Source organism: Solimicrobium silvestre, assembly GCF_002976435.1.
GTDB classification, from domain to species: Bacteria; Pseudomonadota; Gammaproteobacteria; order Burkholderiales; family Burkholderiaceae_D; genus Solimicrobium; species Solimicrobium silvestre.
Map to the genome: position 1 here is coordinate 144,695 of NZ_PUGF01000001.1, position 13,495 is coordinate 158,189.

Annotated in this window: 8 protein-coding genes; all 8 read left to right on the plus strand. The window is 47.3% G+C overall.

Annotated elements, in window-relative coordinates:
- Positions 1-108 precede the first annotated feature (108 nt).
- The 8 genes from S2091_RS00620 to S2091_RS00655 all read left to right on the plus strand — a co-directional run bounded on the left by S2091_RS00620 (position 109) and on the right by S2091_RS00655 (position 13,426).
- Positions 109-1,152, plus strand: coding sequence for an alpha/beta fold hydrolase (locus S2091_RS00620; RefSeq protein ID WP_165794869.1), 1,044 nt, complete (start codon positions 109-111; stop codon positions 1,150-1,152).
- A gap of 425 nt (positions 1,153-1,577) precedes the next feature.
- A complete protein-coding gene (locus tag S2091_RS00625; protein WP_105529844.1) occupies positions 1,578-2,522 on the plus strand; it encodes a GGDEF domain-containing response regulator in 945 nt (314 codons plus the stop codon).
- 134 nt (positions 2,523-2,656) lie between these two features.
- Entirely contained in the window at positions 2,657-7,990 is a 5,334-nt protein-coding gene (locus S2091_RS00630) for a PAS domain S-box protein (protein WP_105529845.1), read from the plus strand.
- A 333-nt stretch (positions 7,991-8,323) separates the two neighbouring features.
- Entirely contained in the window at positions 8,324-8,752 is a 429-nt protein-coding gene (locus S2091_RS00635; protein ID WP_105529846.1) for a MarR family winged helix-turn-helix transcriptional regulator, read from the plus strand.
- Positions 8,749-10,146, plus strand: a complete 1,398-nt coding sequence (locus S2091_RS00640; RefSeq protein ID WP_105529847.1) for a DHA2 family efflux MFS transporter permease subunit — start codon at positions 8,749-8,751, stop codon at positions 10,144-10,146. The genes S2091_RS00635 and S2091_RS00640 overlap by 4 nt, the downstream gene beginning before the upstream one ends.
- Positions 10,147-10,157: 11 nt before the next feature.
- Entirely contained in the window at positions 10,158-10,721 is a 564-nt protein-coding gene (locus S2091_RS00645) for an isochorismatase family protein (protein WP_105529848.1), read from the plus strand.
- 150 nt (positions 10,722-10,871) lie between these two features.
- Positions 10,872-11,609, plus strand: coding sequence for a TOTE conflict system archaeo-eukaryotic primase domain-containing protein (locus S2091_RS00650; protein WP_243405255.1), 738 nt, complete (start codon positions 10,872-10,874; stop codon positions 11,607-11,609).
- Positions 11,610-12,268: 659 nt separating this feature from the next.
- Complete coding sequence (locus S2091_RS00655; RefSeq protein ID WP_105529849.1) at positions 12,269-13,426, plus strand: ABC transporter substrate-binding protein; 1,158 nt, start codon at positions 12,269-12,271, stop codon at positions 13,424-13,426.
- Positions 13,427-13,495 lie beyond the last annotated feature (69 nt).

Consider the following 13,495-nt stretch of genomic DNA (forward strand, 5'->3'; position numbering starts at 1 on the left):
GAACTGAAAATTATCTGGATTTTGGGCAACGTCCCCTATCTACAAAGTAGCAAAACAGAATTGAAATTGGTTCTTAAAACTAAATAAAATCAGATGGAGATAAATAAAATGAAAAAATGGTTAAAACGAATATCGTTATCCCTATTGGCTTTATTAATGTTGCTTGTCGTTAGCGGCGCAGCGGTTGAACAATTTTATCGACATAAGTACAAAAATGAATTTCCACCTCTTGGAAAATTGATTGATATTGGTGGCCGTAAAATTCAAATAGATTGCCGTGGAACCGGGTCGCCGACAGTAGTTTTTGAATCTGGGATGGATAATTTAGGCTCATTGAGCTGGTCTACGGTACAGGAAGAAGTTAGTAAAACTACCCGTGCATGTAGCTATAGCCGTGCAGGAATTATGTGGAGTGATCCAAGCGATGGCGCTCAAAATAGTAAAAAAATTGCTGCGGATTTGAATGCAGTTTTAACAAAGGCCGGCGAAAAAGCGCCGTTTGTTTTGGTAGCACATTCACTCGGCGGCCCTTACGCAATTACTTACACCAAATATTACGGTAATCAAGTTGCCGGCTTGGTGCTGATTGACCCGACACCGCCAGATTACGAAGAACGCTGCAAACTCATTACGAAAGTAAATACATTTAAGCTCGGACTTGAACAAGATAAATGGCTAAATTATCTTACTTGGACCGGCGCATTTCGATTTTCAGATCCGGTTGATGTAAAAGATCCAGTTGTAACTCAGATGGAAACTGCTTATTTGCCAGTGTCGTTTGATGCTATATACAAAGAGGAGCTAGCGTTCACACAAACTACGGCTGAATCAGGAACGCTCCGCAATTTAGGAACTAGGCCGCTAATTGTGCTGACATCAATGAAGGCATATCCCGCTGCGGCATTAGACGAATTGGGAATCACGCAACAACAAGGGCTGCAAAAGAAGGCACTTTGGAAAAGTCTGCATGATGATGAGGCGGCGTGGTCGTCTGTTAGTGAACATAGACTTTTTGCAGATGCTGGCCACTATATCCACCATGACGAACCAAAAGCGGTGGTTTCTGCGATTCAATGGGTGGTTCAAAAAGTGCGTGGGAAAATTGTTGAGGCGTCTTTAGAAACACCTTCAACTACATCGGTTAAGGAATAACAAAAAATAAAATAGCCATCATCTGCACTAATGGTGGCTTCGTACTACAAAAACTGTCAGGTTGAATAATCTTTAATTAACTTGCGATTAAGAAATATTATTTATCTCTACGGACTGTCCGTTATCAGCAGGTTAAGAGTTGTTCTTACCGTATTGGTGACAGTTTTAACCGGCACTATTCAGACAGCCGCGTTCTGCGGCAGTGCTGTTTGGCCTTCGTAGCCGTAGATGATCAAAAACACATCCTCCCCATCTTCTGAAAAACTTCTTAAATAAGCTTTAATTAATATCTACCGATGTTCTATATTGAAATCGGAAGAAGTAAAGCCTAAAAGCCAAATCGTGGTGCCATGCCCGGATGAAATTAATTTCTGCTAATTAATCAGATTGCATTTCATGCAATACATAAATTTTTCAACAGCTAAATGACAACCGACTCTCCGATTGAAGAACCATGTTCCATACTGATCATCGACGATAGCCCTACGGCAGTTCGGATGCTGGCGGACATGTTAAAAGATTTGGGGCACATCACATTCGCAACAAATGGAGAGGCAGGGCTTAAGTTCGCGCAAGAAATTCAACCGCAACTCATTCTGCTGGATGTCGAGATGCCATCCATGAATGGCTATGAAGTCTGCCAACGACTCAAAGCGAATCCAACGACGAGCGAATCTGCAGTAATTTTTGTCACGTCAGATTCAACAATGGAAAGTGAAATTAAAGCACTCGAAATGGGTGCGGTAGATTTCATCACCAAACCATTAAATCAGCCAGTTGTCCGAGCTCGCGTCCGCACACAATTAAAACTTAGCCAACAGGCCGCAGCACTAAGTCGTTTGGTAAATCGTGATGAATTAACCGGGCTTTACAATCGCCGGTACTTCAACGAAGTTATTGAATCGGAATTTCAGCGGCTGCGGAGACAAGAACTTTCATTGGGATTGGCATTCATTGATATCGATCATTTCAAAAAATTCAATGATCGCTACGGTCACCAAGAAGGCGACAGATGCCTTCAAAAAGTCGCCTCTAGCTTGAATAATGCGACCTTGCGTTCCGGTGAACTTGTTGCACGCTATGGCGGTGAAGAATTTGTGGCTGTATTACCGCACATCTCAATTGATCAGGTGGCAATTTATGGAGAAAAGCTATGCAAGGCGATAAGCGATTGCGGCATCATCCATCAAGATTCCGAGTTTGGCATTGTCACGATCAGTGTCGGCGTTACAGCAGCAATACCAACTTCAACAATTTCGGTTCACCAGCTCATTAAAGAGACAGATAAAGCCTTATATGCCTCGAAGTCTACCGGGCGAAACCGCTGTACTACCTGGGCGCATTCAGAGTTGAATAATAACTCGACCTGACAGTTGAAAGTTGGAAGTTGGAAGTTGACCTCATTGCGACTACATACACCTTCTGGCGCTCAAATCACTTTATCCGTTATCCGTAAAAATCAGTAGCATTTTCTTTTAACGAAGCATAGAGCTTGTTCCAACATATGAAAAATTCTTTACGCGAACTGGGACGCCCGATTGTAATCTGCACATTGCTGATCTTCATCGCATTGATCAGCACAACACTTTTCATTGTCGGGCAAGTTGAGCGAGAGCGGACAATAAACGCCATGAAGTCACGAATGCTCGCCTCATCTGAGATCAGAAAAGCAAGGCTCACCGAGCATATCAACCAATTACGGCATGACGTACAATTTCTATCAAAGGTTCCTCCCGTGCAGGGCATGATCCGTTCGATCGGTCATGGCGGAGTGGATATTCAAGAAAATACGCCCCTGAGCCTTTGGCAAAAGCGTTTGCAAACCATATTTTTAGAGTTTATCAAAGCGAATCCTGAATTAACGAAGCTTCGCTTCATCGGCGTCGCCAACGACGGTATGGAGCTGGTGCGGATCGAACGCAAACAAGGCAAAATTTTTGTAGTGACTCAGGATCAATTGCAAGCCAAGGGGGACCGCTATTTCTTTATATCCGCGTCGAAGTTGAAGCTGAATCAAAGTTACCTTTCCGACATTGATCTCAATCGTGAGCGAGGGAAAATTGACGAACCCGTCGTGCGAACACTTCGCGCTGCAACACCGGTCTTTGCAGAGAATGGTGAAATTTTCGGTATCGTCATTCTGAATCGTAATGTGCAGTCTGATTTTGCTGAACTGGAAAGCAGCTCTACTGCTAATTTCAAAATTTACCTGACCAATAGCAGTGGAGACTACCTGGTCAACCCAGATCAACAACACACGTTCGGATTTGACTACGGAAATCAGTGGCGCTGGCAAAATGATTTTCATTTTGATTCGAGTGATCAACAACACCCATCTGGCCCGCAATCGTTTCTCACGTCCGACGGCAGTACCACACATGTAGTACAAACCCAAATTCCATTGGATGAAAATGACCCGAATCGTTTTCTCACACTGGCAGTTACCTTGCCGGATAAAACGATAGCGCAAGCGGTGATGAATGCGCAATTGAATTCCTTGTTTGTCATTTTAGGAGCCAGTCTGCTCGCGTCAGGCGCAATGTATTTTTACTGGTGGCAAAAACGGCATCTTGACAAGAAGCAATCAGAAATGGCGGCCATTGTGGAAAGTTCGCATGATGCAATTATCGGTAAAACCCTGGAAGGTGTTGTGACCAGCTGGAATACTGGTGCCGAAGAAATGTTTGGTTATTCGTCAAAAGAGGCTGTCCATAAACGTCTGGTCGATTTGATTGTGCCTGATGACCGTCGCGGCGAGGAGGTATTAATTCTGAGAAAATTGAGTAACGGAGAACGAATTACCGATTTTGACAGCATTCGGCACCGTAAGGACGGCACACTATTAGATGTTTCCGTCACGGTATCGCCCATACGCTCTTTGTCAGGAAAAGTGATCGGCGCAGCCAAAACGGTACGGGATATAAGTCAAAAAAAGAAGGACGAAGAAAGTATCCGGGAACTCAATCGAACGCTTGAAATTCAGGTAGTTGAGCGTACCGCCAAAATCCGCAGCTATTCTGCCTTGCAGCACGCTATTCTAAATAACGCTAGCTACGCCATGATTGCCACGGATACTAACGGCCTGATCACCGTATTTAACCCATCCGCAGAGCGGATGTTGGGGTACACGGCAGATGAAATAGTCGGCAAAAAAAATCCAGAGATTTTTCATGACATGGCCGAAGTTATCGAACGAGCCAACGCTTTTTCGGAAGAACTTGGTGAAGAGATTAAACCAGGTTTTAACGTATTCGTCGCCAAATCAATTCGCGGTTTACCGAATGAACATGAGTGGACCTATGTGCGCAAAGATGGCAGCCGGTTGTCGGTGCAACTTTCAGCGACAGCACTAAGGGACGACAACGGAAATATTATTGGCTATCTAGGTATCGTATCTGATCTGACAGAACGACAAATCGCGGAAAATGCCCTGCAGGCGCAATACCGCTTTCTCAATACCTTGGCCGACAATATCCCTGGCTTGGTGGCCTATTGGGATCGCGATCTGTGCTGTCGTTTCTCCAATCGAGTGTATTACGAATGGTTTGGCAAAACCAGCGAAGAGATGCGAGGAATTCATTTGCGTACGCTGCTAGGCGAAACGCTCTATGCTAAAAATGAACACCACATTAATGCGGCTTTCGCGGGGCAAGTACAACTATTTGAGCGGACGATGACTAAACCAGACGGAAGTCTGCTGTACACCTGGGCACACTATATCCCTGACATCGACAACGGCGCAGTACGCGGCCTGATCGTTCTGGTAAGCGATGTTACCGAGCTAAAAGTAGCACAATTAAATTTAGAAGAACTGAATAGCAGGTTGAAAATTCGCACTAATGATTTAGAGAGAACCGGACAGATTGCAGGCGCTGGCGCCTGGTCGGTTGATCTGATTGGAAAAAAAATAAACTGGTCCAGACAAACTGCGCTTATCCACGAAGTTCCGGACGGTTATGAACCAACGGTGGAGAAATCAATTCAGTTTTACACAAAAGAATCACAGCATGTCATTCAGTCCATATTGGATAAAGCGCTCAAAACACATCAGCCTTGGGATATTGAACTTCCCATTATCACGGCAAAGGGAAAACATCGATGGACCCGTTCCGTTGGTGAAGTTGAATTGAATAAAAACGGAGATCCAATTAAGTTGTTTGGCGCTATTCAAGATATTACGGAAAGACGCACAGCCTCGGAAGCACTAACAGCAGTCCGCGATCAGTTGTTAATGGCCGCCAAGGTTGCCGGACTGGGTATTTGGGGCTGGCAACTCTCTGACGATTCCCTGCTATGGAATGACCTGATGTTTGAGCTCTATGATCAACCAAAATCTCTCAACAGAAATGGTTTGAACTATGAACATTGGCGCTCGCGTGTTCACCAGGAGGATGTTGAAGCAACCGTAAAATGTTTAAACGACGCTGTTGAAGGCCACGGTATCTATGATCCGATTTTTCGCGTCGTTCATCTGGACGGCGAAGTGCGCTATCTCAAAGCCGCCGCCTATATTGAGCGCGACGATTCAGGAAAAGCGTTGCGGGTGACCGGGATCAATATGGACATCACCGACCAACTGCTGCTCGAATCGAGCCTGCGGCAGGCAAAGGATTCGGCTGATATTGCAAATCGCGCAAAATCAGAATTCCTTGCCAATATGAGTCATGAAATTCGAACACCGATGAATGCCATTCTCGGCATGCTACAACTTTTGCAGCAGACCGAATTAGATCGCCGCCAAGTCGACTATGTGTCCAAAACTGAATCTGCTGCCAAGGCGTTGCTGGGTATCTTGAACGATATTCTGGATTTTTCCAAAGTAGAAGCTGGCAAGATGGAATTGGATCCACATCCCTTCAGTATTGATAAATTGCTGCGCGATGTCGCCGTGATACTTTCCGCGAATGTGGGCAATAAAGACGTAGAGGTATTATTCGAAGTCGACCCAACCATTCCAAAATGGATAATTAGTGACGATCTACGCTTGCAGCAAATACTGATTAACCTGGCCGGAAACGCGATTAAATTTACCGAGCATGGCGAAATTGTGTTGTCGGTCAAGTTAGTGACAAGCGATGAGTCAGGTCTCACTATCGATTTTTCCGTGCGTGATACCGGGATCGGAATTTCACCGGAACAGTGCGAGCGAATATTTGAGGGTTTTTCGCAAGCTGAAGCATCAACCGCCAGACGCTTTGGCGGGTCCGGCCTGGGGCTGGCAATCTGTCAACGGCTGGTACGATTAATGGGTGGCACATTAGAAGTAAACAGCACGGTAAATGTCGGCAGCACTTTTCATTTCACAATGTGTTGCAAGCGTTCTGAACAAGTGGATGTACCAAGCGAAAAACGATTGGTCGTTGATACTAAAACTCTCCATTGTCTGGTTGTTGAAGACAATTCGTCTGCGCGACAAATTCTCGCAGAAATGTTGCGCTCATTCCGTTGGGAAGTTGACACGGCAGATAGTGGGCTAACCGCAATTGACATGGTTGAGAAGCGAAATAAGAAAAATCCTTACGATGTCATTTTTGTCGATTGGCGCATGCCGGGTATGGATGGCTGGGAGACTAGTAAGCACATCAGAGAAAAACTCTCCGGCCTCAGCGCTACGATTATTGTCATGGTCACGGCGCATAGCCGCGAGTTGATTGCACAACGTAAAACACAGATGCCATCACTTCTCGATGGCTTCCTTGTAAAACCGGTAACCGCGTCAATGCTGTATGACGCCGTTGCAGATAGTCGGGCAAACAACGGGCAAGTCGTCCCGGTAGAGTTGCGCCAACCTATTCAGCAACAACGCCTGGCTGGCGTGCGCATCTTGGTTGTTGAAGATAATGCGACCAATCAGCAGGTGGCGCGGGAGCTTCTCTCTAACGATGGTGCACTGGTGGTCGTTGTCGATGACGGCCAGGCTGGGATAGATGCGTTACGGTTTGCCGAACCGCGGTTTGACGTGGTGTTGATGGACGTGCAGATGCCCAATATGGATGGCTACACTGCAACCAAAATCATTCGAACCGAGTTAGGCGAGACCACATTACCAATTATCGCCATTACCGCCAACGCCATGTCCTCTGATCGCGATGCCGCTTTTGCGGCGGGTATGACTGACCATGTCGGCAAGCCATTCGACTTGTCGCAATTGATATCGGTGATTCTCAAACATATCAAGCATGACGCCACGATGCTTATTTTGCCGAATGAAGAACTTGAAGAGCATGAGTCTTTGTACTTGCAAGATTTTAATGCGGACTCGGCATTGATCCGGCTTGGAGGCAATAGTAAGACTTACCAAGCCGCACTCAAGGGCTTTATTCGCGAAGTTTCAGATTCAAAATTACACTATGAAGCGCTGAAAAAGAATCAACGTCGAGACGATATTAGAAGGATGTTCCACACGATTAAGGGGCTTGCCGCGACAGTTGGTGCAAATAGACTTTCTGCCATCGCAGAGTCTGAGGAAAATTATCTTAATGATCCGTCAAATACCGGACCACTGAAAGAGCTTGACTCATTTTGGCTTGTTGCTGACAGTGCCCTCGAAAACGCAAAACGCCATTTGATCGCCGCTGTGGATGTAGAGGTTACTACGAGCGTTTATGATCAAGTCGATTTATTGACGTTGCGCGAAGAGCTTGGGCGTCTTCAGGTGCAGTTGCAATCATCGGATTTCGACGCTGAACAAAAATACGACCAATTGCACAGGTCATGCGGGGCGATATTTCCTGTTGAATATAAAAAAATTGGCGAATGTATTGAGCTATTAAAGTTTGCAGATGCCGCTCTGATTTGCGCAGAATTGCTTAATGAAATTGACAGCCTTATTTCTTAGAAATTTGCATTATTAAGAAAACACACATTAGGCTCGCGGTTAAGCTCTACACGTTAAAAAGCTATTCCTTCACTAACGTCATCCCCGCCTGCGCGAGGATGGCGTTACACAGTTTATTCGCTTATCTGAACAGCATTAAACCGCCAGCCGGTTTTTAAAACTCCCTTTCAAACCTGCTCTTTCCACTTCAATAGCTTTATGAATATAGGCTTTCAAGAGGCTTTCCATCTCAACTATTTCCTGAAACAAGCATCAAAGTTGAAAGGTTAACTTGCAAGTTAAACTGCCTTTATATATTATATGAACTCGCAATTTACGGAAACTCCATGAATCATGTCGCAAAAAAACATTGAAACCGCTGCAATCGACTTTACCCAAGCTGTTGGGCTGTTGGTGCGCCGTCTGCGCGCAGTAGCCGCTACGCAGGGACTATCAATGACCGAGTCCGTTGTTATGGCTCGGCTGGAAAAAGAAGGGCCTGCAACCATTGCCGATTTGGCGCGCGCGGAAGGAATGAAGCCGCAATCGATGGGAACCACCGTCGCAGCACTTGAAGAAATGGACTTGATCGTGCGCAAGGCGCATCCAACCGACGGCCGCCAAATGCTTATAGAGTTGTCTGATAATGGCCTGGCCTTGCGGAAAAGCACCGGCGATGCGAAGCGTACATGGCTAACGCAAGCCATCGCCCAACTTGATGAAACAGAACGGGAAACGCTGTATCAGGCAAGCGATATCATCAGACGCTTGGTGGAAAAATGATGAGCAATACGACAAGCCTTAATGCGTCCGAAGGTATCAACCCGCAAGTGTGGAAAGTGGCCGCAGTTGTTATCGTAGGGCCCTTCATGACGCAGATGGATTCGACGGTCGTCAATGTGTCGTTGTCGGCCATCCGCATGGAACTGCATTCATCGATCGCGACGGCACAATGGATCATCGGCGGTTACTTGCTGGCGTTGGCGTTGATGCTGCCGCTCAGTGGTTGGCTGGTGGATCGCATAGGGGCGAAGCGGCTTTATTTGGGATGCTTTTCGGTATTCACATTAGCTTCGCTGTTGTGCGGATCAGCGCGAACCATGGAGGAGCTGATTGGTGCCCGATTGATTCAAGGTATCGCTGGCGGCTTACTCGCACCGATGACGCAAATGATGATTGCACGAGTGGCCGGCAAGCATATGGCACGTGTGCTGGGCTATCTGGTTGTGCCGATTATGATTGCACCTATTATTGGCCCGGTCTTGGCAGGGGCGATTTTGAAATATACGTCCTGGCCCTGGCTTTTTTACATCAATTTGCCGATTGGGGTATTGGGGCTGCTATTGGCGAGTCTTTTGCTTCCGTCCGACGAAACCTCAATCCAGAAGCGTCCTTTCGATCTCCTGGGTTTTCTGCTGATTTCTCCGGGACTTGCTTGCCTGCTGTATGGGCTCCAGCATGCATCGGATTCGGATGGCAAGTTAATTTTGCTGCTAGGTTCCGTGTTGACGATGGCGTTTATCTGGCATGCGAAGCGCAAAGGAAGTGCTGCACTGATTGATCTTGAACTCTTTCATAACCGTATTTTTTCGACGGCAGCCATGACCCAATTTTTATCCAACGGCATGTTTTACGCCCGGCAGTTTCTTATCCCTCTTTATCTGATCACGGGCTGCGCTCTGTCCCCAAGCAAAGCAGGTTCAATGATTGCGGCGATGGGGCTCGGGATGATGTGCTCATTTCCGTTGATGGGCTGGTTGACAGGAAGATTTGGCTGTCGTGCAGTGTCGACAGGCGGCGCTCTGTTGGCTCTGCTGGGTATGCTTCCTTTTGTGTGGATGATTCAGTACGAATTTTCATCCACGCTGACGGTCGTAAGCCTGTTCGTTGCCGGCGCCGGCCATGGCATGATCAATATTCCGTCCGTGTCGGCGGCGTATGCGTCCGTTTCGCGTGACAAGTTGGCTGTTGCGAACACGGCACTCAATATCGCCCAGCGATTGGGCGGACCGGTCGCAACGACGGTCTTAGCCATTGTCATGTCGTTAGCGGCTTCCATCTATCCGGCCTCAGGACCACACTCGTTCATGACTGCCTTTGTACTGGTGATCGCCCTGCATTTGCTTGCGCTGGTGTCGGCAAGTCGCCTTCCCATTTCGATGCACACTCCCAACTAAAAGAAATAGCCATGACCATCACAAAACTCGATGACACCTGCGCCTTGATCGTAATCGACTTGCAAAAAGGCATAGTCGGTTTACCGACCGCGCATCCCAGCAGTGAAATAGTTCAACGTTCATCCCAACTGGCGCGTGCTTTTCGTGCGCGAGCGCTTCCGGTAGTTTTAGTCAACGTAGCAGGCAGAGCGCCAGGACGCACCGATTCCGGGCCTCCAAAATTTGTGTTTCCAGACAATTGGACAGTGCTTGTTCCCGAACTGGAGCAGCAACCCAACGATCATCTCGTTACCAAGAATCGCATAGGTGCGTTTCTTGGCACGGATTTAGATGCTTATTTACGGCAGCGCGGCGTAACCCAAATCATCCTGACGGGCATATCGACCAGTAGCGGCGTGGAAGCGACGGCGCGCAGTGCATACGATCTGGGTTACAACGTGGTATTTGTGGCCGATGCGATGACGGATCTAGATCCTGACATGCATCGCCATAGCATCGAAAAGGTCTTCCCGAAACTGGGTGAAACGGGCAAAACAGATGACTTACTAATGCTTCTTAATTCGCATAAACTTTAACAATTTTTCTCGATCCAGCGCCTATTTTTCTTCTCTAAAAATGTCGGGACAGGTCGGTTTATTCTACAAACAGCAGGCCGACCCGGCCTGCATTCGAGGCAGCAGATGCAAAACTTAGTTTCAGGATTGGTTTCAGAATTAGTTTCAGAATTGACGAGACTGTACCTTCCGACTAGCAGCTTGTCGGCGGAAGCGCTGGCGCAACATTTGTTGGGTCACAAAACACTTGCCATCAACCTGGCGACAGAAGATGGATTGACCGGTGCAGTAGTCATCACCTTCGACAAAGTTGGTGATAGTGATGACGCGCAGCATTGGAGCCGGTTGTGTACGGTAGCAAACGCCTTGCAGTCTGAGTTCGGCTTCCCGGCGCCAGCGGTGAGTATTTCCGGCGCAAACGGCTACGGACTTTGGCTGTCATTCGAGGTACCTGTTCCAGTGGCGCAGGCGCAAAAATTTCTGGAGCTACTCAGTAAGGCGTACTTCCCGGACATGGAGCTTGGTGCAGTTAGTGCTCCAGTCGAGTTGCCACCTTGTTTGCATCAGAGCACCGGCAAGTGGGCCGCGTTTATCCATCCTGGCATGGGCGCTTCCTTCGCCGATGAGTCGGGGCTGGAGATGGCGCCACCGATTGCCGGGCAGCTCGCATTTCTGACGGGATTGCACAGCATCAGCGAGGTCCAATTCCTGTCTGCTCTGAAAGCGCTTCAACAATTGCATGGTGCAGCGGCTATGGACAAAATGGACAATATAGAGAAAATTCCGCCGTCGGCGCATGTTGCGACTTCAGATAATTTGCTTCTGAGGGATGCAACGCTCGAGGACATCGTCAACTTCCTGCATTCAAAAAATATCGAGCCGACATTCCGACATCTGATTCCCAGATAAAGGAAGGCTATCTAGATTTAAAAGTCAAAACATCTGGTTCGCGTTCACCTGCGCACCAGAACTATGTGGCTGGCAATGCTGGATGCGTTAAGGTCAGCTATCTAAACCATTTTTAACAAGAAAATAATTATCAAAAATAGATCACATATTTCGCGCGGCCATGCTAAAATTGTTGCAATTTAGCAATTATTGCACTGAGCGAAGTTTAGGCCTTTGCTGGATACGGAAAAATCGGGTGCTACCGGATATCTCAATTTGCTCAATCTATATTGCCGCCTCTTGTTGGTCATCAATATAAATCATGCGACGGTCAGTCTTGTAAAAGTCGCCCGAAACAGCAGTAGGTAAAGGGAGCAAACGAAATAATTGCTTATCGAAGGAGTGTTTTATGTTTCAAAAAATAATACAATCCACTCGTTTTAGCCGGAATATTATTAAATAGATCTGACCATGTCTTGTACTCAAAATTTTCAATTAAATCCATTGTAATAAGAGTAACGACAGAGTTAATTTTTTGTGTCCTTCAATAAAAATCACATATAGTTAATATCAGATAAAAAGCATAATTTAGGATCAGCTAACTGCCCCCGTAAGAACGGGCGTCTTGCAAAACTCTAAATGTAAAACCATAACAATTACAGTAATGATGAGGTAGAAAAATGAATACGACGTTAAAGCTACTCGTGGTCAGCATGGCACTCGGTTTTTCCGCAGCGAGCATGGCTGCCGATCCGATCAAAATTGGTGTTGCTGGTCCGTTTACCGGCGGTTCGGCACCGATGGGCATGTCGATGCGTGACGGTGTCAAGCTTGCTGTGGCAGAGATTAATGCCAAAGGCGGAGTGTTGGGACGCCAGTTGCAATTGGTCGAGCGTGATGACGAAGCGAAGAATGAGCGCGGCGTGCAAATCGCGCAAGAAATGATTAACAAGGAAAAAGTCGTCGCCACCGTCGGCTTTATCAACACTGGTGTGGCGCTGGCTGCGCAGCGCTTCTATCAAGAAGCAAAGATCCCGGTCATGGACAATGTGGCGACCGGTTCTATCGTCACCAAACAGTTTCCTGATCAGCCGGAGAACTATATTTTCCGCAATGCCGCCAGCGACACAATACAGTCGGCCATGATCGTGCAAGAAGCCGTTGATCGTCGCAAGTTCAAGAAAGTCGCGATACTTGCCGACTCGACCAACTACGGTCAACTGGGCCGTGAAGATCTGGAAAAAGCCCTCGACAAAAAAGGCTTGAAAGCGGTTGCTGTTGAAAAATACAATTTGAAAGACGTCGACATGACGGCCCAGTTACTCAAAGCCAAACAGGCTGGCGCCGAAGTGGTACTGACTTACGGTATTGGTCCCGAATTGGCGCAAATTGCCAACGGTATGGAAAAGCTGGGCTGGAAAGTGCCGCTGATCGGTAGCTGGACACTGTCAATGGCCAACTTCATCGACAATGCCGGCAAAAACGGCGATGGCACCCGCATGCCGCAGACTTTCATCGAAGATGGTACGACGCCTAAGCGCAAGGCATTCATTGATGCCTACGTCAAAACGTATCACCCACCCAACGGGCGTATGCCATCACCGGTGTCAGCAGCTCAAGGTTACGATTCGATCTACCTGCTAGTGGCCGCGATGAAACAGGCGGGCACGACCGACGGGCCTAAAGTACGCGCTGCGCTGGAAAACCTGAACGATAAAATCGACGGTGTCGTCACCACTTATTCCAAACCCTTCAGCAAGGATAATCACGAAGCGATCAATGCAGACTTGACGGTGTTTGGCGAAGTCAGGGATGGCAGAGTCGTGCTGGCAAAATAAGCTAAGCTGAGCTTGCTACCGGCCAGACTGAATGAATTAAGTCTGGCCTTTTCTTTACAGTAAGGCGAT

What these genes read in the sequence shown, in the direction of transcription:
- S2091_RS00620 (WP_165794869.1), top strand. Translation starts at nt 109, where the DNA reads ATGAAAAAATGGTTAAAACGAATATCGTTATCCCTATTGGCTTTATTA.
- S2091_RS00630 (WP_105529845.1), top strand. Translation starts at nt 2,657, where the DNA reads ATGAAAAATTCTTTACGCGAACTGGGACGCCCGATTGTAATCTGCACA.
- S2091_RS00625 (WP_105529844.1), top strand. Translation starts at nt 1,578, where the DNA reads ATGACAACCGACTCTCCGATTGAAGAACCATGTTCCATACTGATCATC.
- S2091_RS00655 (WP_105529849.1), top strand. Translation starts at nt 12,269, where the DNA reads ATGAATACGACGTTAAAGCTACTCGTGGTCAGCATGGCACTCGGTTTT.
- S2091_RS00635 (WP_105529846.1), top strand. Translation starts at nt 8,324, where the DNA reads ATGTCGCAAAAAAACATTGAAACCGCTGCAATCGACTTTACCCAAGCT.
- S2091_RS00640 (WP_105529847.1), top strand. Translation starts at nt 8,749, where the DNA reads ATGATGAGCAATACGACAAGCCTTAATGCGTCCGAAGGTATCAACCCG.
- S2091_RS00645 (WP_105529848.1), top strand. Translation starts at nt 10,158, where the DNA reads ATGACCATCACAAAACTCGATGACACCTGCGCCTTGATCGTAATCGAC.